Source organism: Niallia endozanthoxylica, from assembly GCF_008710145.1.
Classification (GTDB): Bacteria; Bacillota; Bacilli; order Bacillales; family Cytobacillaceae; genus Bacillus_BD; species Bacillus_BD endozanthoxylica.
Genome location: NZ_VYKL01000008.1, coordinates 1 through 21,911 on the forward strand (window position 1 = coordinate 1; position 21,911 = coordinate 21,911).

Sequence of the window (21,911 nt, forward strand, 5' to 3'; positions counted from 1 at the left end):
TTTAGCTGCATAAAAATATTTGTCTAACTTTTTGGGTTCAGTTCATTCTGCCGTTTCATTTCAGGAAAAAGAGTTCCCCTATGAAACGCGAAACCCTGCGTTTCACTAATTCATTATTTGGGTACACTACCTATGTCTCTTGGATACAAGTACAGCAGGAAATGTGACTTTATTTTTGAGAAAGGGGGCAAATAGAAGATGAGTAAAATGGTGCTTCGTATGTTTCTCTTACTTGGATTATCCGCTTTACCAGTCGCTTTTAAAAAGAAACCCATTAAAGATTGGCTAATCGTTTATTTAATAACAGCACTCTCTTCTGTTTTACTTGATATTATTTTGGTGGAAAAGAAATTACTTTCCTATCCTATACGATTTTTCCCTAAAACGTTTAAGTTTCATATCGTTTTCGATTTATTCCTCTGTCCCGTTGTTAGTGTTTTTTACAATCAATTAACCTACAAAGAGACATCCATTATCCATCTGGTTGGGAAGTTATTTTTATTTACCATCCCACAACTTCTGATTGAAGTTTTGACAAGTAGATATTTAAAACTGGTTAAATGGCACAAAGGTTGGAAGTGGTATCATACATTCATTTCTATGAATATTAAATATCTAAGTATTCGACTATTCATTAAATTAGTTAGGCAAAATTCGATAAATGAAAATAACAAATTGTGAAACGCGGAGACGGTTCCTGCCGCTTCATTTCAAGGAAAATATTTTCCAGATGAAACAGTAGAACCGTCCGAGACCACTGATAAAGTTGTCAAAACAGGAGCTCCTTTCTGACCGATTACCCCCCCCCAAAAAATAATAGGCTTATCCTATCAATATGATGCAAGGATATAAAATACTAATTGAAATTCATTTTTATACTTTTTCAGCAGTCTCGAACCGTCCCTATGTTTCACAAGTAAATTAGAAATTTTTGTTATATTTTGGGTTGTTTTGTCGTATCTATTGTAATATTTGTCATTCAAAATATACTCTTATTTAAGAGAATCTATTTTGAATGACGAGATTTTTTTTACTCATGTTGTTCATTATAAAGAACAAACTATTCTTTTTAAAGTTTAAAAGGCAGGGTAGACGAATGAAAATGGATCAGAAAGAATCTACAAGATTTATATTTTTTGAGAAGTCCGGAAAAAGGTGGAAATATTCAAAGATTAGTTTTAGTCTCCTTTCACTGATGACCATTATTTTCATATTCTTCATTGTAAAAGGATTGTTTACTATCCCCACCTTGGCTCATCTAGATATGAATAATAGTAGTATTGAACCAATCAATCATTCTGTTTCCAATCCAGTTCCCGCTGATGGAAATGAGATTTCACTTGATTCCATCCATATAACGGAACAAGAAACAAAACCAAAGGTTTTTACTTTTTATCAATCGAAACACCATTCAAATAAGGAGAATCAGGTTTCTCTCAAGAAAAACATTCATTCCATTGATGTTCTTATCCCTGATTGGTTTTATTTCAACAAAGAAGGCAGGATTATAGAAAAATCAGATCCGAAAATTGATTACTTAGCAAAGAAAAACGGTGTACAAATAATCCCATCTATTACACTGGATGCAAATAGTACGGCCGATGATGTTCACAACTGGCTTTCCAATCCTCAAACCCAAAATCAAATAATCCAAAACCTGTTAAGTGTGATTCAAACAAAAGGCTACCAAGGCGTCCATTTAAACTTCGAGAGTGTTCACTGGGAGGATAAAGAACTTTATTATCAGTTTGTTGCCGATTTATATCACTCTTTTCATCATTCCGGATTACTGCTTACAGTATTTGTTCGCCTAGGTGATGATACATACGATACAAAGCTGCTTTCTGATGTATCCGATCATATGATTGTCAGAGCATTTGATCAACAAACTGAACAATCGGAGCCTGGTCCATTAGCATCCTTTCAATGGACACAGGAACTTGTTAATCAATATAAAGGGTCTATAGAAAAATTAGTACTATGTTTGGCAAACTATGGATATGACTGGAATGTAACGACAGGTGAACCTGCTACACCATACTATTTCTCCACACTGATAGAGATGATAAATAGGGAAAATCTCACAATACAGTGGAATCAGCATTTCTTAGCTCCGTATGTTCGTTATAAAGAACATAATGAAGAACATTTTATTTGGTTTTTAGATGCTGCTACTTTTTATAATCAATTGAAAATAGCACAAAGTTATCACATTCCATCTATAGGAATTTGGAACATCGGTTCAGAAGATCCAACCATTTGGAGATTATTATCAAATCATAAGGCCAATCCGCTAGATTTAGAAACCATTCCAAACTCTGTATCGACAGCAATAGAGGGAAAAGGAGATTTTTTGAAAGTGACTAAAGTAGAAGCAGAAGGAAAGCGAAGATTCGAGCTTGACCATCATTTCATAAAAAAGGAAATGTATGAAAAGTACCCAACTCCCTATCTACTAGAACGATATGGGGTAGATGAAAAAAAGGTAGCGATTTCTTTTGATGATGGACCGAATCCAGAATATACAGGGAAAATTCTAGAGGTTTTAAATCATTATAAAGTGAAAGCAGCATTTTTTCTAATTGGCCGAAATGCCTCCCTGTATCCTGAACTGACAAAAAGAATCCATAAAGAGGGGCATGAAGTTGGCAGTCATACGTTTACTCATACCGATGTTATGTCTATTTCAGATAAAAAATTAGAGTTGGAACTAAATTCTACCCAACGTGTCATACAAGGTATTACAGGGCATTCAGTGATTATGTTTCGTCCGCCACTCCTTTCATTCAATAAAAGACCTAATGAGCCACCAACGAAGGAATTTTTTGATAGAATGGTTAAAATTCAGAATTTAGGATACACAGTCGTTGATTCCACTATAGACCCTAAGGATTGGAATGGAAAATCGGCGGAGGAAATAGTTAAAGAAACTATAGCCCATGTTCAAAACGGTCAAATTATTCTTTTACATGATTCAGGTGGAGATCGAACTCCGACAATTGAGGCACTTCCGAAAATAATTGAGTGGTTACAAACTAATGGATATTCGATTGTACCTGTTAGTGAATTGGTTGGGATGAAACGAAGCACAGTTATGCCCCCTGTTCAAGAAACAGAGGAATCCATTACGCCATTTTATTTATATGGTTCATTCTTTCAAGCCGCATTGATCAAATCAGTCAAGTTTTTCCTATACCTATTAATTACGATTGGACTGCTCCGTCTGGCTATGCTGCTCTTTTTCAGCCTAAAACAAAAAAGGAAAAGCAAGCATCTTGTGTATAAAGATTCCTACCAGCCTTTTGTTAGTGTTCTTATCGCTGCTTACAATGAAGAAACAGTCATCGAAAAAACCATTCATTCGATCATGAATAGCCGCTATCGTCGATTTGAGCTTATCATTGTTGATGATGGTTCAAAGGATCAGACGGTAAACATCGTAGAAACGGAATGTAAGAAGTATTCAAACATACGTTTACTTAGAAAAGAAAACGGGGGGAAATCCTCTGCACTAAATCTTGGTATTGAGCATGCTTCAGCAGAAATCATTGTGACCTTAGATGCAGATACGGTCATTGCTGAAGATACGATTTCTATGATCATTAGACATTTTATAGATCCAAATGTCGGCGCTGTCTCAGGCAATGTCAAGATTGGTAATCGTAAAAACCTTCTTACTTGGTGGCAGCATATTGAGTATGTAACGGGATTTAACTTAGAGAAACGAGCGTTTGATGAGTTAGATAGTATTACAGTTGTTCCAGGGGCCATTGGAGCTTGGAAAAAAAGCGCCATAAAGGAGGTTGATTTATTCGAGGAAGATACATTAGCGGAAGATACGGACGTAACAATGAAGTTATTACGTAAAGGTTACAAGATTAGAAGTGAGGTAGATGCCATTGCCTATACGGAAGCACCGGAAGATATTAGAAGTTTTATTAAACAGCGGTATCGCTGGACTTTTGGCATTTTGCAATGCTTGTGGAAGCATAAGGGAGCAGTATTCGATAAGAAAAATAAAAAACTTGGCTTGATTGCCATACCAAACATGTTATTCCAATATGTCCTGCTGGCCTCTGCCCCACTCGCAGATATCATTCTCATCATTGCGCTTATTTATGGTCATATGCTTGTCGTTTATTTTTATTTGATATTTTTATTGATGGATGCCCTAGCTTCTATCTATGCCTTTAGTTTAGAAAAGGAAAAGAAAAAACCATTATTGACCTTGTTTATTCAGCGTATGGTCTACCGCCAATTCTTTACCTATGTGGTATGGAAATCACTTTTATTTGCCATCAAAGGCCAGCTGATGGGTTGGAACAAACTGCAGCGAACAGGCAATGTAGTGCAAACAGATTTTGAAAAGCACCAGGAAAAGAATGTAGACTTTAGTGTGTGATAGAGGGAAATAAAAAAGTATGTTAGGTGATTATTTGAGGGTGAGAAAAATGTTAATCATCTTGGTACCGATAGCGATAATTTTAATATGGTTTCTGTTAAAAAATATTCAACCATCTTCTTTAGTCCCACCTGATTACTCCGCGAAACAAAGGAAAAGTGATATTAGGTATGCTTATGAACTTTGGAAAGCACAGTATGTGAAACAGATTGAGGGAAATCAATATTATGTGTCATATGATAACCGCCATAATACGGTTTCCGAAGCGCATGGTTATGGAATGTTCATTATGGTGTTGATGGAGGAACAGTTTGACATTCAAACGAGAGCAATCTTTGATGGGATGTTTCGATATGCTAAAAGTCACCCTTCCGATCGTAACCATTCTTTTATGGTTTGGAGACAATTTCGACAAAAAGATGGGACCATGAAGGATGACAAAAATGGACAGTTTACTGGATCCGCTACAGATGGTGATATGGATATCGCCTATGCCTTGCTGCTCGCTGACCAACTTTGGGGAAGCGACGGGAACATTCATTATAAGCAAGAGGCAATCTGGATTATTAACGCGTTGATGGATTCCGTTGTCAACCATGATGAATGGACATTAAAGCTTGGAGACTGGGTAAAAGATGATGATCCGAAATATGGTACAGCCTCTCGAACATCTGACTGGATGGTTGGCCATATAGCTGTATTTTATGAGGTAACAGGTGATGAAAGGTGGAAAAAGGTTTTAGATAAGATGATTGAACTGACTACGAAGATTCAAAATCAGTTCAGTTCTGAAACAGGATTAATGCCTGACTTTATTTGGAAAAAAGAAGGAGAATGGGTTCCTGTAGATCCATACTTTCTTGAAGGGAAAAATGACCCTTATTATTCATATAATGCATGCCGGGTACCATGGAGATTAGCTGCTGGGTACGTCCTTACAACGGATAAGGACGTAAAACATCAATTAGAAAAAATAAATACATGGATGATCAAAGCGACACAAAATAATCCATCTTCTATTAAAGCTGGTTATGATTTGGATGGACATACACTAGTATCCTACTCAGATATCGCTTTTATCGCTCCTTTTGCAGCAAGCGCTTCAATAGATACAAAAAATCAAGAGTGGATGAATCACTTGTGGGGGAAAATGACAGAGGAATTGGGTCCGAATAAAACAAGTAACTACTACAGTGATACGATTCGGCTGTTGGTTATGCTATTTATAGAAGAAGCAGCAGGAGAAAAGGAAAAGTTTAGAAACACCAGGACGGTTCGAAGCCACTGAAAAACTCCATTGAAAGAAAAAGGGACACTGATTACCTACTATATGTAGATCAGTGTCCTTTTTTCACTGTATATTGATGACACTTCTAATCAATTGTTCAAAGTGAACACTTTTCAGCGGTCCCTGTGACAAATGATTAAGCAGTGATTTAAAAAAACTGTCAGCCTTTTAATTTTATACTTCTACTTTAAACCGCAGCTGCTTGGTCAGCCTTCACACAATCAATGGCAACAACGAGTGCAATAATAATGGTTTCCATCTCTTCATCTATTATTTGAATCTTGTAGCTATCTCCCCAAGTGAACCACTCCTTGCCCACCTTACCTACAATTTTACCATGCTGTAAAACTTGAAAATCCATATCCCACCAATTACCATGTACTTCAATGGCTGCCGCATCAATGGTATATCGTGCTTTTAAGAAGGAAAATTCCTTCTTTATTGTTAATACCTCTCGACCATTCACCTCAACCAAAAACTGGGGTAAAAAACTGAACATCTTTTTCGTAATGAGTGCTACTTCATCTCTTGCTGTATTCATAATGGTGAAAGTCTTTGGAACTTTCATAAAACTTCCCTCCACGTAATATCTATCCTTCTCCTGTTGATCCTTTACTGTAAATTTCCCGCTAAGACTGAATACCTTCTGCTTGATATAAAGCTGCCTCATACTTATGCCCCCAACCATAACAACCTTAAGTCTTTTACATTACTTACGTTTGAAATGGGCATTGGTTCCAAACTCATGCATGAAATTCCAAATAATAGCTCCACTCAAAAGCTCCTTCTTTTCGATTCACTATTATTTATCCTTGACTAATTTACCTTTTGTAAAATCAGCCATTCTTCCTTCGCCATCTAGCCCGATAACAAAATGAAAATCAACCATTATGGTAAATATCATATTTGAATGAATAATAAAAACGAATAACCAATAATATTAAATAACTAATTAATATTATTAATTTATTTAATTAAAAAAATTAATTTTTATTATTTATATTTTCAATTTCTTGTTGTATAATCGAATCAACAAAAAGGAAGGAATTTCATTATGGCCTATCCAGTAATTACAAATTGTCCTGTATGCAGTAAAACCCTGAAAATTACAAAGTTACAGTGCTCTCATTGTCACACGACGATTGAAAATGAGTTTGAATTATCTAAGCTGGCATCCTTATCAAAAGATCAGCTTCATTTTGTGGAAGTGTTTTTAACATGCAGAGGGAATATCAAGGAAGTTGAAAAGGAACTAGGGATTTCGTATCCAACGGTTCGAAGCAAGCTAACAGACATCATTTCAACCCTTGGATATGTGCAGAAGAAGAAAAATGAAATAGATGAGAAAAAAGTGGTCACCATGTTGGAAAATGGCGAAATCACTCCAGAAGAAGCCATTAAGCTCTTAAAAGAAGAATAAGGAGGAATAACCGATGAAAGAGGAAATTACAAGAGTGTTAACAATGGTTCAAGAAGGGAAAATTGATGCAGATAAGGGATCAGAACTGATTCAATTATTAAAAGAGAAAGAAGAGACAGGTAATAAGCTCTTTGAAAACCAGACTCCATATTTAGATAAAACATTAAAAATTCGTGTGGTATCTGCCGAAAATGATAACGTTACTGTCAATTTGCCTATAAAACTTGTCAAGGTCGTATTAATGGCTGGACACAGCATCGCAGCGAGTATCCCTCAATCGGAAAAATACGTGAAGGATATAGACATAAGCCTTATTATTGAAGCAATCGAAAATGAATTAGATGGCCAAATCATTGATATTAAATCGGCAAACGGAGATACCGTTTCAGTCATCATTGATTAGTGATTGGCTTATGATACATGTAAAAGTGAAAGCAAAAGACGTTCGATTTACCCTCCCCATTCCATATGCTATGTTACACCTTGCTATTTCTATTTTGTCTTCAAAGCTTTTTCAGCAAAATGTAAACAAATGGACAAAAGAGCACTTCGAAAGAAAAAAACTGGACGTTACCTTTCCGCAAATAGACAAAGAAACGCTAAAGCCTATCGTCAAGGAATTGAAAAATTATAAGGGAATCGTGCTAGTAGATGTCAAAGCTATGGACGGTACTGAGGTTAAGGTTAGACTATAATTTATTATAGAATACACCGACTATTGACTGGTTTTTTGAAGAAACAGCCTACTCGCTCGCTTAAAATACCGAGGAAATTGTAAAAAGATAATAAAGTAATTTAATCATAAAAGCTCAAACAAGCATAACCCCGTTTTACATTTAGGACGGGGTTAAAAATATAGTTGTTTCATTTTTGATGTAAGATGCTTCATTATACTAAAAAATATAATAATAAAGTCGTTTAAACATCTAAGTTTTATTCAGCCATCGCGCCCGATTCTTGAAGATATCGCGTTTTGCACGCTTACCATGCATGGGTCAGCGTGCTTAATTATTGTAAAAAGTACAAAGTTCTATTTTACGGCAAGCCATATTTCATTCAACGAATTTGGGCTATGGAGATTAGAATCTATATAAGCTTCTATGGCTGGAAGCTCAGCTATTTCATATCCATTGGAAGGAATCCATTCAGAATAGATTTGTTTCCAAGTATTGACCATTGCTATTGGAGCAGGCCCCTGCACTTCAAAAACGACCCATTTGGATGCGGGGAATTCATAGCTCAATAATCCATCCGGCACCTCTCCAACATGCTCCGCAGCAACCCAGTAATCAATCGTATTTTTCTCAGCATTATACTTGTCAGTCATTCCTAATAAACCGTTAATTTCTCCGTTGATAAATGGTATCAGCTTGTTGACTGTTCCATTTGCATTGACTTCGCCCCAAAATTCTGGGATACCCGGACCTTCTGTGTCAGCACCACATGGACATTCACGTTTTACACCAATAACTTGGAAAGCATCTCTTTCAACAATTTGATATTTCATCGGTTCTGCTCCTTTCAAATTCACCTGTATAGTCAGGCGGTTATACGATTGCAGTTTCCCTATCCCTTTACGCACTTCACGTGGAGTCATACCATGCTGTTTACGAAAAGCTTTTGAGAAAGCTTCGGGAGTTTCATAGCCATATTTATAAGCAAGGTCAATAATTTTGCTATCTGTGCTGGTTAACTCTTGTGCTGCTAAAGTTAAACGGCGTCGCCGAAGATAGTCTCCGACAGATAGATCTGTCAAGATCATAAATGTACGTTGAAAGTGAAAAGGAGATACATTTGCACGTTTGGATATCTCCTCAATCGTTAGATGATCTAGTAAATGTTCTTCCATGTAGTCTATTGCCTTTTGTAATGATTCCACCAATGCCATAATGCTCAACTCCTTAAGTAAATAATAAGTATAACGTGAACACGATTCCTGTTAATTTGTGCTCTGTTTGGACAGGAGTTATATCTTTATTGCCTAGTTAATTTAAGTACAATTCTTGCATCTTCTTTACTTTAACCTATATTTAGCCAATTTTCATTTTAAACTTTTGTTCAAGAAAATGGTCCGATTGCTGAGGAACGAATATAAAACTTTGGTATCAAATGGACTTGTCATTTATTGATGATACCGTTCACCGTGGTCATTTAAGAAGCAAAAAAATAGCATTGGATTTTACTAATCCATGCTACTTTTTTATGATTTTATTAACGATAGACATTATGTACCTAGTACTGCAGGCTTTTATTATCATATGTATAACTTATAGCTCTAAATGTCGAGATTGTGTTATGTTTAACGTCCCCTTGCGTAAAACTGACGATGGAGTTGTCGAACTTCTTCCGCTAGTTCAGGAACAGGGCCATCTACTGTGGTATCACTAATGACATCTTGAATGGGCAGATTCCGAACACGCGATGGAGCAACGCCCCATTCAATTAAGCATTGTACCAACTGTTCAGATGAACTTGCATAAACGATTCGACCTAAACCAACCCAACCATGAGCCGCAGCGCACATAGGGCAATGTTCCCCAGAGGTATATACTGTCGCCTTGCTTCTTTCTTCAGGTCCCATGTTATTAGCTGCCCATCGCGCTATAGCAAATTCCGGGTGTTGGGTATGGTCACCGCCTGCCACGTGGTTATGATCTTCAAAAAGCACCTTTCCATCGGCTGAAACAAGTACTGAACCAAATGGCTCGTCACCTTTCTCCAGAGCAATTTTTGCTAATTCCACACAACGTCGCAAGTGCTTCAAATCTGTATCACTTATCATATTTGACTCCTCCTCGCCCTTTTTTATTTTTCGGAAACGCGGGGACGGTTTCATTTTAAGGAAAATACTTCTTATATGAAACGCGAACTGTCCCTATGTTTCAAACAACAGGCCTAGTATTAACTACTTTAATTCTTTAATTGAGTCAATATATCTTCGAGAAAGTATAAAAAGTTCCTCTATTTGTTTTTTATTTTTACTAGCAGAACCGTTTACAACACTTCGAGCATATTGGAGTGAATATTGTTTATGAACAATTTTATTTCTTAACTGGGCGAATACTTTTAGAACATTGTCAGTTTTTATTACTTTGTCTAATTCTTTTTCAATTAATACAATTGTATTTTTAGATTTGTGAGAATCTGATTCTATTTTATCTTTATCGAATTCTTTTCCCTCTAAGTGAACGTATATATTCAACATTAATTGTTCAATTATGGCATACATTTCAACCACAATACTAGCAAACTTTCGGTCTTTTCTTTTTTTGCTTATTTCTTTCTTAAATAATGTTGATATGGATAAAAATTCCACCCCATATTCTTTTTCTAACTTACTTTTCTTTCTTTTTTTAGTACTTTTAACAAGTTCAACATAGTCTTCTTCTAGTTCAATTAATTCCGCTATTGCAATATTTTTAAGTTGGGAGATATTCATTTTCTAGCCTTCTTTCATAATTTAAGCAAATGTATAAAGATTCCATATTATATATACATATCTTACCACAATACTAAAGTAAAAAAGTTGTTTTTCTTGAATATAAAAAATGAACTCTGTTAATAAAAAAATCCAATTTTTTTGTTATCTTATTCCATTAAATGGCCCTTTAGTAGAATAACAAAGATAATTCTTTCAACTTAGACACACATACAAAAAATGTACTAGTAAGGTTTTGATTCAACTGATTATAGCAAATCAAATTGATTAAGAAGGAAAATGACAGCACTCCTGGGTGATATCAAACCATTTCTATTAACGATTCATCACTTTCATGATTGGTCAGGAGAACTGCTACATTCCAACAAAAAAGGAAGCAGAGAATCTCTTGCTTCCTTTTTATTATTAATAAGTGATTACAGCCATAAAAATGTACCACTTCTGCCATGTTTATTACCAGTCATTGCTATAAACAAACCTATTAATAAAAATCCCCTTCAAGATATGCCGTTACGACTTACTCTGCTTCGCCAACAACAGTAAAACGTTCGTTTACGTGTTGTGGATGTTCAATTTCATCTAAGACGGCAATGGCATAGTCCGCATAACTGATATAGCTTTCACCTTTTGAATTGACAAGAAGATGATCTTTTCCCGATTGATACGATCCAGTTCTTTTTCCTTCCGCATCAAATACGGCAGAAGGACTGATAAATGTCCATGTAAGATCTGTCGTTGTCTGTAATTCTTGCAAATTCCGCCCTTGGCCTTTTGCTGTTGGTTTCACGAAATCTGGAAATTCAGGTGTGTCAATTAACTGAACCGTTTTATTTTCATCGACATAAAGGCTTCCGGCACCACCGACGATGATGGCTCTTGTATTTGTTCCTTTTAAAGCCTCAATTAAAGAATGTCCAGCATCCACATGCGCTTGCTCTTCCCCAAGTGGAGCACCGAAAGCATTAACGACCACTTCAAATTGCTTCACATCATCCTGTGTAAGGTCGAATATACCTTTTTCAATCACCGCAACATTCGTATCTTGAAGTTTTGACTTATCCCTTACAATAGCCGTCACTTGATGCCCTCGATTAACTGCTTCCTTCAAAATAAGACTACCTGCTTTCCCGCTTGCACCAATAATTCCTATTTTCATTTTATAGTCCCCCTACCATGCTAAATTTAGTTGTAATTAATTTGATTACATGTAATCATTGTAGTTACATGTTATGTGAATGTCAACAGTAAAAATCATTTTTTAGTATGTCTAACTTATTAAGTTATAATATACTTGTAATCGAATGAATTACATGATAAACCTATTCATCTATTTTCTCGTAAAAAAGTAAGGAAGGTGACTGAAGATGTCCATCAGCAGCAGATTTTCCGTTGGAATTCATATATTAACCTTAATTGAAATAAATAAAGATGGGGTAAATTCATCCGAATATTTAGCAGGAAGTGTGAACACGAACCCAGCCGTCATCAGAAAAATTATGGGAATGCTGAAAAAAGCAGGATTAATAAAAGTACAACCTGGTATTGCAGGGGCGGAACTTGCAAAAGACCTTTCTGATATTACATTGCTTGATGTTTATAAAGCCGTTAATGTTGTCAAGGATAACGAACTGTTTAGCATTCACGAACATCCAAACCCTGATTGTACCGTCGGAAGGAATATTCAAAATACCATTGGACCCCTTTTTTCTAGTGCTCAAGCTGCACTGGAAAAGGTTCTCGAAAATGTAACGATTGAAGATGTAGTAAAGGATGTTATGGAAACAGAGAAATGAAACGTGGGGACGGTTCTGCCGCTTCATTTTAAGGAGAATATTCCCTAGATGAAACAGGAGATCCGTCCCTACGTTTCTTTATGGTGAAAAGGTGCCTGGCATCTTTTTCTAAACCGAAATTCATCCCCCACCTATTCATTAGGCTATCGCCCTTCACACTCCTTGAGGATGGGAGACTTCTTTCGGAAATCCGTTAATAGTAATCTATTGATCCATGAAAGGTTAATCGAATAATAAAGGACGAGCCATTTTACTAAAGACGCCTCCATCGACCCTTAATGTATGACCGCTGATATAGGATGCTTGATCAGAAGCAAGAAATAAGCAGGAGTTTGCCACATCTTCAATCGTCCCAATTCGGCCAAGCGGTTGGAACGCTAGTGACTGATTTAACGCTTCATCTGGATTTGGATAGTCTTTCCATATGAGCTGTCCTGAATCAATGATACCTGGTGAAACAGCATTGACGCGAATATGAAGCGGACCGCAATCTAAGGCCATTTGTCTTGTTAAAGCCGTTAATCCCCCTTTAGAAGTGGCATAAGCGGCGATGCGTGGAATCGTACTGTCAGCGTGGAAAGAAGCAATATTAACAATGGATCCTCCTCCACGTTTTTCCATTTCCGGAATGGAATACTTTGAGCAAAGAAATGCACCTGTCAAATTGATATTGAGAACCTTTTGCCATTCCTCCAACGTTGTATCTAATACAGACTTACGTAAGCTAATGGCGGCATTATTAATTAAAATATCAATTCCGCCAAATTCCTGTACACCCGCTTGAATCATATCTTTTACGTCTTGTTCATTACTTATATCCGTTTTTACAAAAATAGCTTCTATTCCCATGGACTCTAGTCTATCTAAAGCCTTTATTCCATCCTCCTCATCAATATCAGCGATAATAATCTTTGAACCATGCTCGCCGAGTTTTTGTGCAATCCCCTCTCCTATCCCTTTAGCTGCTCCTGTTACAATGGATACTTTGTCTTTTACACTCATATCTTTTACCACCTAATCAATTAATCTAGATTTAAATTACTTCTATAATTATTCTATACATCTTGGCATTTTTCAGGAGAACACTAGTGACCGAACCTTTAGTTGAGCAGAAACAATATCTGCTCAACGATCCTTCTTTTTCGTCATTTCGTATTTACTTCACTCTTAATTAAGTTTGGAGGAACGTCTCCCTTTAACCCAACAACCAAGTTTTCAGCTGCTAGCATAGCCATATTAAATCGTGTCTCCATCGTGGCAGAACCGATATGAGGCAAAGTCACAACATTTTTCATTGAAAGAAGAGGATTGTCTTTTTGAACAGGTTCTGGATCAAACACATCAAGCCCTGCGGCAAGGATTTCACCCTTTTGAAGAGCCTGAATTAAGGCTTCTTCATCAACTGTTTTCCCTCTTGAAGCATTAATAAAAATGGCACTCTGTTTCATTTGTTCAAACTCTCTTAGCCCCATCAGTTTTTCCGTCTCAGGAGTCAAAGGCGTCATAAGGCAGACAAAATCAGATTGATTTAACAATTCCTCAAGAGAACAATACGTAGCACCATATGTTTGTTCTGCCTCATGATTTCTAGAGCGATTATGGTATAAAATATCCATATTAAAGCCGAAATGAGCTCTTTTCGCAATAGCCGTCCCAATGCCCCCCATACCGATAATCCCTAGTACTTTATGATGGACATCGACTCCAAACCATTTTTCTTCGAGCATGGAATCCCATTGTCCATTCTTAACCCAATAGTCTAACTCAGGCATCCTTCTAGCCGTGGCTATAATCAACCCCATAACGGTATCTGCGACCGTTTCATTTAATACTTCTGGCGTATTCGTTGCCATAATCCCTCGTTTCGATAACTCAAGTAAATCGAGATTATCATAGCCTACGGCTACGTTAGACACTATTTTGAGCTGTGGCGCTTGATCTAGTAATTTTTTATCTATTCCTAAACCAACACCGAATAGTCCATGAGCATCCTTCAACTCATGCAGGAATTCAGAATCGTTCTGTGAATCTAGTTCTTCAAAATAAACGACCTCACACGTCTGTTTAATATATTCCAATACCTTTTGGTTTACTTTCTTATAGACAATGACTTTTGGTTTCATGATTAATTCCCTGCCTTGTAATAAATGTATGTAACAGATAGTACACAATTTTCAAACTATTATTATTTTACAGTATAATTGAAATAATTGCATGTCAGATATCCTCCTCACCCACTGCCAATCCATTCAACATTCAGGCATTTTTGGGTAGTCAACTCCCCTATTTACGACATGGAACCAATCATAATGACTGAAAGAAAACCGTTATTCACATAATCGACCATCATTCTCTAATCGTTCGCATGAAAGCAGAATGACTCCAAACTAAACGAAATCAAGCCTTTTACTTATACTCTGTTCTATTAGAACATTCGAAAATGGCCAAAAGCATGACCCTTCTTGCGATTGATTGGTTAGAAGCCTATCACGAGCTGGATTCATTGTTATATTCTATACTTGGAATGAGCTGTCAATAAACCTAAATTTGTATTTAGCACATAGTGTTTTTAGTTTAGAATAGAAGAATTATGGATTATTTTAATTTCATAGAGATTGCTTGATTAAAAGTGCGAATTATTGATAATAAAAAAAAGCAGAGATTTATTCCCCTGCTTCCTTCACAATTATTAGTGATCCACATTATCCTTAAATGACTCACATCAACGATATACTTATTTTGCATTCTTATCTGGCTGATATGAACCGCAGGAACGGTTTCCCTCTGTTTCATATTATTTAAGGTTTGGCGAACTGTGCCTGGCACTGTTCGCTAAAATGAAGCGGCTTATATATTTGGAAAAACCTTCCTCACCGCTAAAAAAATCCATGAACAAAGAACAAAGGGCATTGTTAAAACAGGTAATCCATAGGGTAATAGAAATATATTAATACCTGCAGTTATTGGGATTGTTAAACAAGCTGCGATGATGCCCAATAATAACGCAAAGCGATTATTATTATTAAAAACTTCTGAAACAGCTATAAGGGTTAATATTGCATTATATCCGTAAAGCCCTTCTGTTATTAAGTTGTGTTCTCCTCCTAAGGCATATGAAAACATAACAGCAGTAATACTCCCAATGACTGCATAGCATCCTAGTTTTCTACCCGCTAAAAATAGTGCAACAAATAATAATAGTCCGGATATTTTGTTCTCCAAGAAAACAATTTGGCTAATCCCGTTAAATATTGCATCTATAAAATGAATTCCTTCATTATTTATTTCCAAATTTTGTAAATCATGTGGAATCAATCCGGAGACTATGTTAATATTCCCCAATTGGTAAGTAGAAAGCAATATAAGCCATGTTAATGCTATATAGGGAAAAGTAAGAACTGGCATTTCTGTTCTTTTCATAAAATGAATCATGGCGGCTGTGAAAAGTGCAGCTATTGCCGCCCCAACTAAAGCAATTAGCCAAGCAAATGGTCCTTTTAAAAAAAGTATGAGAGCCATTCCCGTTACAACAGAGTTATATCCGAATAAACCTTGATTTATGATATTTTCATCAGCTCCACCCAGTTTTGCAACTAAAGTACCGATAAGTGAAGATAATAAAGCAATGATTCCTAAATAATAGGATGAGATGGTAATGGCTAAAAGAATGAGTAAACCGGTACTTACTTTTTCAATTAAGAATACTTGAGAGATTCCTTTGAAAGATGCCAATATAAAAGAGAAAAACTTATCCTTAATGAATACACTTCGTCTATTCGTTCGCATAATAATCACCTTTATAGTAATCCACAGTAGGGTTTCCATTTTGAAAAAAAACACCTTCATGATTCACGAATATCCTAATAACATTCGTATGTATGAAGGTGTTTAAATTTTAATTATCTGAGCGATTGGTGTCTTGTATAGCACGACATGCTCCAAGAGGCAGCCGATCGTATCGATGATTAACAGATCCCGCTTCGGATAAATCTTGACTTTTTTTAAAATCCAGATGGTTTTGACTATCCTATCGAACCGTATGATGAAATCTATTAATTAAACAAAGGGTCGATTGGCGTCAGAGTATCCGTTTGTGCTTCAATGACTTCCGCTGCATCCAATATCGTATCTTCACGGAATCGCCTGCCTAAAAGTTGGACGCCTGATGGTAAGCCATTATCGATTGAAACAGGAACGGACATAGCCGGAAATCCCAAAACAGGGATGGACAGCATGGGCCATTGAGCTGCAAGGAGTCTTCGATGCCTATCCAAACTTTCAATATCTTCGTTATGTTTAAACGCTTGTTCACTTGAATTTGGTAAAAGTAATAATGGATATTCTTGAAGAAATTGTTGTAATTTTGCCATCAGTGTAAAACGACGAGTATAGCCATGCTTAAACTTTTCTAAAGTGGTTTCTCCCCAAATTTCTTTACCAACCTCAAGATAATATTGAATGCAAAGACCGATCTCATCACCTCCAAGCTTTTCCATTTCCGATTTCTTGTCCCTAAGATCTTCTAACACAAGTAATAACCATAATTTATGCGCCTCGGCCAATAATGGGAGTTCTACTTCCTCCACAATATAACCGGCATTTCTTAAGTAATTTGCTGCTTTATCCAATGCTTGATTCACTTCAACAGTGGATTGGGCAATTCCAACATCACGCAATAATCCAACCTTGATTGGTTTTTCAAGTGGCTCCCCAATGAATGGAACTTGAGAATGAAAGGGATCACTAGGTTGATCATTTGACATAGAAGTAAGTGCTAAGCGTAAATCTGCCACATTACGCGCCAAAGGTCCATGTACAGACATTGTCTGAAAAGAAAGTGAGCGTTCAAGATGAGAAGCGCCAGGAGGACCTGATTCATTAGGCACTCTCCCTAATGTCGGGCGAATTCCCACTATTCCCGACGCATACGCAGGATAACGGATAGAACCACCGAGGTCATTTCCATGGGCAATCGGGACCATTCCACTTGCCACTGCGGAAGCTGAACCCCCGCTAGACCCGCCAGGAGTTCTACCTGAGTCCCAAGGATTAAGTGTTTTTCCATATAAATTGTTACTAGAAAACCATCTAAGGCTAAAGGCAGGGACATTCGTTCTTCCGATAAACACTGCCCCTGCTTTACGCAAGTTTGCAATTGGAGCCCCATCTGTTTTAGCCATATTATTTTTGAATGCAGGTACTCCATCTGTTGTTACATGTCCAGCCTGATCGGTATTGATCTTCGTCGCAACTGGAACACCATGAAGTGGACCAAGTGCTTGTCCGTTGGAAACAGCACGATCCGCATCATCAGCAGCCTTAAGTGCTTCTTCTGTTAAAACTTCCACAATTGCATTTAATTTGGGATTGACTTGTTCAATACGATTGAGACAACTGATGACAGCTTCACGGGAGGAAATCTCCTTGGTTCGAATCCCACGAGCTAGATCACTTGCTGACCATTTCCAAAGTTCAGCCGTTTTCTTCTGACTTTCTGCTATCTTGTTCATCATTTCACACTCCAATTTTGTTTTGATTCTAGTTCTCTGTATCTGAAACACTTGCAAGTTATTCCACTAAAGATTTTTTTCCGTTTCTTAAGCTGGGTATTCTTGCTTACTCTTAAGAGAAACACGAGACCCATTACTTATAAATAGGGACAGAATGACACACAATAGAATGGGCAAACCAAGGGAAATCAGCCCTGCGTTCACAAAACCTAACGGTAACAGAACTGAAAACAAAGGACCTCCGAATATTTGCCCTACTCCGAACATAAATAAAATCCATCCACTAACTGTTCCAGCCATATGTTCCCCCACAGAATTCTGTCCGATCGCAACGGCGAAACCGGGTAATCCAACCCCTGCGCCCATTATCAATGCGGAAGCGCCGAGAAGCAGAATGTTCGAACCAACACTGAATAGCCCTATGCTACCAATTAAAATGAATAAAGCCGTAAGTATAAACACACGCTTCGCCCCAAACTTATCAGCTAACATTCCTAATGGGAATGAGATGATCACACCCGCTATTCCATACATGGAGAAGATCGTGGCAGCCTGTCCTGACGGTATAGACAGTTCATTCAAAAAATACTGTGAAGAAAATCCAAGAAAAGCAAACAGTGTCACTCCGTAGAAAAAGCTAGCAATTGAAATGAGGATTACGTTTTTGTTTAATAACTCCTTCATTTTAAATTTTTGTTTTTCAATTTGTTTATATGTTTTCGGAATAAATAAGTAAATTAATATCAGTGTGATCAGAGAGGTGATCCCTGTGACGATAAATGATGTATGGTAATTAGGTAAAAACGCGGAAACCAAATAAGGGCCTACAAACATCCCACCCCCATAGAAAACAGAGAAAGTTGATAAAGCGCTGCCACGTTTTTCATAGAAAATATCCCCCAAAAAGCTTAGAATGGCAGCTTGAAACATTCCAATTCCAATTCCTACAAACAACCTTGCTATAATTAATAGAGTAAGACTACTTACAAAACCGCTTACAAAGGTAAACACTGAAAAAAGGGCAACAGATATAAGAATCGTATTTTTAACTGAAAGTCTATCAAACGCAAAGCCACCGACTATACTGAACAAAGCTGCACCTACTGCTTGTCCTGTTGTCAAAAGACCAAGCATGGCAATAGGAGCTTGAATACTTTCTATGATGGCTGGAGACGAAAATGCGAATACATTGTAATCAAATCCTTCTAAAAACGCAGGCAAGCCCGCCATTAGAACAAGAAAGATGAAATAAACTTTCCCTTTTTCTGCTATTGAACGGACAGTAACATCATTTCTAAGACCAATCGGTTTCTTAATAGTAATCTCCCCCTTTGTAAAATTAAATATGGTCGTTTACAACCATTTTAAGAAATCAGCAACCGAATCAATTACAGTGTGATCAAGCTATTATAAATGTTTGTTAGTTACTAACGACCTTAGCCCACAACGAGTAATAAACGATTAAAGACTCTGCTAAGCCTTGTTTCCACTAATTGAATGAAAGTGGATCATTTTCTCTTCAAGGATTCCGAAGGCCATTTCTGTTGAAGTCTACCGTCACCATTCACCTACAGTCCATTTTAAATCCCCCTTTTATATATATTGAAAAATCAAAATATTAATAATATTATTAATATAGTTCTATTGTAGGTCTAACAAACATTTACAACAATGGCTTGAATATGTGATTTTTAAATATAAGGGGTACATGAACTAGTACCTTTACTAAAAGGGGGACTATTGTATGCTTACTAAAGCTAGCTTACCTAAATCGGAGTATGAGCATCTTGTAAAATTTAGTTCCGCTTTATCTGCCAATGTAAAAAACGGAGCTAATGGACTGCAACATATGTTAACCCAACATTTCGGTTATCGTTCATCCATTCTTTGGAAGATTGATCAGGAAGGCAACTTATCCAATCCAAATAATCACCTTATCAGTGATTATTTAGTAGAGGATTATGTAAGTAATTTTCATAACTATGATTATTTGCACCCCAAAAACCACTTAGATTTATACCGTGAAAGAGCTGCATTACGATTAGAAGATGTCATTTCTCTAAATGAATACGATTATTCTATTTATTATAAAGATTTTATGAAAAAGCACGGGCATTACCACAAAATGACCGTTGTGTTTCATTCTCATAATAAGTTTGTTGGTGTACTTGGTATTACCAAACCCTTGTCAGAAAAGGGATTTACTGAGGTTGATCTTCATAGATGCCAAATCCTGGCTCCGATTGTATCAAATATTTTATATATGGAGAGTGAATACGAAGAACTGCGCCAAGAGAAAAATATCTTGGAGGCGTTTGCTTTTAAAAGTCATACCGGATTTATATTGCTTGACCAAGATTATAAAGTGATATATATGAACCGGGCAGTTTGGGATATTTATAATGAAACCGCTATATATAAAAATATAGAAAGTTTAGTGGAAGATATCATTTCAGGCTTGTTAAGCCCATTTTCTCGTTCATCTAAGCTGAAGCTTTTAGGATATAAGATTAATATTATTGGTCATCAGGAACCTTTTTTATCAAAGGTAAGCCGTTTTGCCATTTTAATAGAAAGAAATAATGATGAAACCTTACAAGAAAGTGAAATATTAATAAATTTGACTACACGCGAAAAGGAAGTTTATTTTCATTTAAAAAAGGGGTGTACTTATAAGGAAATTGCAGAAAAACTGTTCATCAGTATCAATACAGTAAATAAGCACATAAAAAATATTTACCGAAAGTTAGGGGTCAACAGTAGAGCTTCATTACAAGCCCCGCTACTTTGGAATGATTCTTCTAGCAGGAGTTAATCACTCCTGCTAGAAGATTTCGTTAAAACTCCTATTAATTGAGACAAAAATACCAGCGATTTAGAACTAATGATTAAAGAAGACTCATCTTAAAATCCAATTTAATCATCAATGGATGAAACGTGGGGACGGTTCATTTTAAGGAAAAGATTCCCCCTATGAAACGCGATCCTCTGTTTCATAAACTTCTGAACCTTTTATTTAAGGTTTAACTCGTTTTTAAAATCCTCTGTAAACACATCTCTTGATATTTGTTCAAGCGTTTGGGGCTCATTAAAAATTCTATATTCTCCAGCTACGCTAAGATTCACTTTGAATATAAATGTATCATCAGTTACATAAACAACTACTAAACTCTCATCGGGGTCATAAGAATCTGAACCGCCAAATGTACTTGTAATGGACGGATTTGCAATTTTCCCATCCAAAAAACCTTCTTTAATAAGGTCTTCCATCGTATATGATCGTTCACCAGAATACTCACTTTCCGGCATATATCCATTAGCATAAGCCATTTTCCCCGCATGTAACATTTGTCGAGCATTAGATAGATGCGCATCTGCTTTTGAATGGTTAATGATTTGACCAACAATCGGTATAGCAATGGCAGCCATAATGCCTAATATCACGATAATCGCTAAAAGCTCTATTAGGGTGAATCCGCGTTCGTTTCTCATGTTTCTCCCGCCCAAATGATTATTTATGGAAAAATCAACCTATTTATAGAATAACATTTACAAGTCTAGTATCCTAATACTTTTATACTATGACCTCGTTTGTTATATTACATGTTTAAAGTGTCATTTTTTTTATGTGTTTGGGTTCATCACCCAATCATTGTTAGACTGTTTACATAGGATGGTCTTAGCATGAAAATAACCTTCGCCAAGGCTAACTGCTACCATAAAGAAAGGCCCTCTTTTGAGGGTTTTTCCTTTTGAATAATTAAAAATGGAATAAGACAAAAATTCCACATCATAAAATAAGGCGTACTAAAAAGGAGGAATTTTATGTTATGGAGTAAGTGTTTGAAATTACAAATTTTCTTAGACCAACTGGATGATCATCTATGGAGTGAGGATGAAAAAGAGAGGGTTCAAGAAAAAGCTACAAGTTATCTAACGCAAAATAAAGGCTCTAAATTCAAGAAAGACAAGAATCCACAAAGGACTTCATGAGGAACGTTCCATACATAGAGAGAGGTATTAAATTTAATATGTAGGGTGTCATTTTGTGACACTCTT

General features: G+C 36.5%; 21 protein-coding genes. 10 read left to right on the forward strand and 11 right to left on the reverse strand.

The annotated features are described in order from the left end of the window. The first annotated feature begins 198 nt into the window (after positions 1 to 198). The 3 genes from F4V44_RS03075 (at position 199) to F4V44_RS03085 (ending at position 5,690) form a co-directional block, all read left to right on the forward strand. Positions 199 to 681, forward strand: coding sequence for a CBO0543 family protein (locus F4V44_RS03075; protein WP_150438528.1), 483 nt, complete (start codon positions 199 to 201; stop codon positions 679 to 681). A gap of 415 nt (positions 682 to 1,096) precedes the next feature. Continuing rightward, the gene (locus tag F4V44_RS03080; RefSeq protein ID WP_191090541.1) at positions 1,097 to 4,402 is read left to right on the forward strand and encodes a glycosyltransferase; all 3,306 of its coding nucleotides are present in this window, start codon (positions 1,097 to 1,099) and stop codon (positions 4,400 to 4,402) included. Between the two features lie 49 nt (positions 4,403 to 4,451). Then, entirely contained in the window at positions 4,452 to 5,690 is a 1,239-nt protein-coding gene (locus F4V44_RS03085) for a glycosyl hydrolase family 8 (protein ID WP_191090542.1), read from the forward strand. Positions 5,691 to 5,877: 187 nt separating this feature from the next. Here the strand turns inward: F4V44_RS03085 and F4V44_RS03090 are convergent, their stop codons facing one another. Next, positions 5,878 to 6,360 (reverse strand): LURP-one-related/scramblase family protein, encoded by a 483-nt coding sequence (locus F4V44_RS03090; protein WP_150438531.1) that lies wholly within the window; start codon positions 6,358 to 6,360, stop codon positions 5,878 to 5,880. A gap of 384 nt (positions 6,361 to 6,744) precedes the next feature. Here F4V44_RS03090 and F4V44_RS03095 point away from each other — a divergent pair, with 384 nt between their 5' ends. Genes F4V44_RS03095 through F4V44_RS03105 form a run of 3 tightly spaced genes read left to right on the forward strand, consistent with a single transcriptional unit; the run spans position 6,745 to position 7,805 of the window. Beyond that, positions 6,745 to 7,110, forward strand: a complete 366-nt coding sequence (locus F4V44_RS03095) for a DUF2089 domain-containing protein (RefSeq protein ID WP_150438532.1) — start codon at positions 6,745 to 6,747, stop codon at positions 7,108 to 7,110. Positions 7,111 to 7,123: 13 nt separating this feature from the next. Continuing rightward, positions 7,124 to 7,513, forward strand: coding sequence for an SHOCT-like domain-containing protein (locus tag F4V44_RS03100; RefSeq protein WP_150438533.1), 390 nt, complete (start codon positions 7,124 to 7,126; stop codon positions 7,511 to 7,513). 10 nt (positions 7,514 to 7,523) lie between these two features. Continuing rightward, positions 7,524 to 7,805, forward strand: coding sequence for a hypothetical protein (locus F4V44_RS03105; protein WP_150438534.1), 282 nt, complete (start codon positions 7,524 to 7,526; stop codon positions 7,803 to 7,805). Between the two features lie 335 nt (positions 7,806 to 8,140). On the opposite strand, the gene F4V44_RS03110 is transcribed toward F4V44_RS03105, so the two are convergent. The 3 genes from F4V44_RS03110 to F4V44_RS03120 all read right to left on the reverse strand — a co-directional run bounded on the left by F4V44_RS03110 (position 8,141) and on the right by F4V44_RS03120 (position 10,549). Then, on the reverse strand, positions 8,141 to 8,998 hold the full coding sequence (locus F4V44_RS03110; RefSeq protein ID WP_150438535.1) for an AraC family transcriptional regulator: 858 nt from the start codon (positions 8,996 to 8,998) through the stop codon (positions 8,141 to 8,143). A gap of 411 nt (positions 8,999 to 9,409) precedes the next feature. Then, complete coding sequence (locus F4V44_RS03115) at positions 9,410 to 9,892, reverse strand: nucleoside deaminase (protein ID WP_150438536.1); 483 nt, start codon at positions 9,890 to 9,892, stop codon at positions 9,410 to 9,412. A 123-nt stretch (positions 9,893 to 10,015) separates the two neighbouring features. Further along, the gene (locus F4V44_RS03120) at positions 10,016 to 10,549 is read right to left on the reverse strand and encodes a hypothetical protein (protein ID WP_150438537.1); all 534 of its coding nucleotides are present in this window, start codon (positions 10,547 to 10,549) and stop codon (positions 10,016 to 10,018) included. 279 nt (positions 10,550 to 10,828) lie between these two features. Here F4V44_RS03120 and F4V44_RS03125 point away from each other — a divergent pair, with 279 nt between their 5' ends. Then, a complete protein-coding gene (locus F4V44_RS03125; protein WP_150438538.1) occupies positions 10,829 to 11,092 on the forward strand; it encodes a hypothetical protein in 264 nt (87 codons plus the stop codon). Here the strand turns inward: F4V44_RS03125 and F4V44_RS03130 are convergent. Next, positions 11,067 to 11,705, reverse strand: coding sequence for an NAD(P)-dependent oxidoreductase (locus F4V44_RS03130; RefSeq protein WP_150438539.1), 639 nt, complete (start codon positions 11,703 to 11,705; stop codon positions 11,067 to 11,069). The genes F4V44_RS03125 and F4V44_RS03130 overlap by 26 nt on opposite strands. Before the next feature lie 208 nt (positions 11,706 to 11,913). On the opposite strand from F4V44_RS03130, the gene F4V44_RS03135 reads away from it, so the two are divergent. Beyond that, entirely contained in the window at positions 11,914 to 12,342 is a 429-nt protein-coding gene (locus F4V44_RS03135; protein WP_150438540.1) for an Rrf2 family transcriptional regulator, read from the forward strand. A 222-nt stretch (positions 12,343 to 12,564) separates the two neighbouring features. Here F4V44_RS03135 and F4V44_RS03140 read toward each other — a convergent pair whose 3' ends face one another. The 5 genes from F4V44_RS03140 to F4V44_RS03160 all read right to left on the reverse strand — a co-directional run bounded on the left by F4V44_RS03140 (position 12,565) and on the right by F4V44_RS03160 (position 19,073). Then, positions 12,565 to 13,344, reverse strand: a complete 780-nt coding sequence (locus tag F4V44_RS03140; RefSeq protein WP_150438541.1) for an SDR family NAD(P)-dependent oxidoreductase — start codon at positions 13,342 to 13,344, stop codon at positions 12,565 to 12,567. A 143-nt stretch (positions 13,345 to 13,487) separates the two neighbouring features. After that, positions 13,488 to 14,465, reverse strand: coding sequence for a 2-hydroxyacid dehydrogenase (locus tag F4V44_RS03145; protein ID WP_150438542.1), 978 nt, complete (start codon positions 14,463 to 14,465; stop codon positions 13,488 to 13,490). 724 nt (positions 14,466 to 15,189) lie between these two features. Beyond that, positions 15,190 to 16,182, reverse strand: coding sequence for an urea transporter (locus tag F4V44_RS03150; RefSeq protein ID WP_223881773.1), 993 nt, complete (start codon positions 16,180 to 16,182; stop codon positions 15,190 to 15,192). A 212-nt stretch (positions 16,183 to 16,394) separates the two neighbouring features. Continuing rightward, positions 16,395 to 17,855, reverse strand: coding sequence for an amidase (locus F4V44_RS03155; protein WP_150438543.1), 1,461 nt, complete (start codon positions 17,853 to 17,855; stop codon positions 16,395 to 16,397). Between the two features lie 84 nt (positions 17,856 to 17,939). Next, positions 17,940 to 19,073, reverse strand: a complete 1,134-nt coding sequence (locus tag F4V44_RS03160) for an MFS transporter (protein ID WP_223881774.1) — start codon at positions 19,071 to 19,073, stop codon at positions 17,940 to 17,942. A 523-nt stretch (positions 19,074 to 19,596) separates the two neighbouring features. On the opposite strand from F4V44_RS03160, the gene F4V44_RS27750 reads away from it, so the two are divergent. Further along, positions 19,597 to 20,667, forward strand: coding sequence for a helix-turn-helix domain-containing protein (locus F4V44_RS27750; protein WP_223881775.1), 1,071 nt, complete (start codon positions 19,597 to 19,599; stop codon positions 20,665 to 20,667). A 197-nt stretch (positions 20,668 to 20,864) separates the two neighbouring features. On the opposite strand, the gene F4V44_RS03170 is transcribed toward F4V44_RS27750, so the two are convergent. Further along, positions 20,865 to 21,344, reverse strand: coding sequence for a type II secretion system protein (locus F4V44_RS03170; RefSeq protein WP_150438545.1), 480 nt, complete (start codon positions 21,342 to 21,344; stop codon positions 20,865 to 20,867). A 333-nt stretch (positions 21,345 to 21,677) separates the two neighbouring features. Between F4V44_RS03170 and F4V44_RS27180 the strand changes: the two genes are divergently transcribed. After that, positions 21,678 to 21,845: a hypothetical protein gene (locus tag F4V44_RS27180; protein ID WP_191090543.1), complete on the forward strand. Its 168-nt coding sequence runs from the start codon at positions 21,678 to 21,680 to the stop codon at positions 21,843 to 21,845. The last annotated feature ends 66 nt before the right edge of the window (positions 21,846 to 21,911 follow it).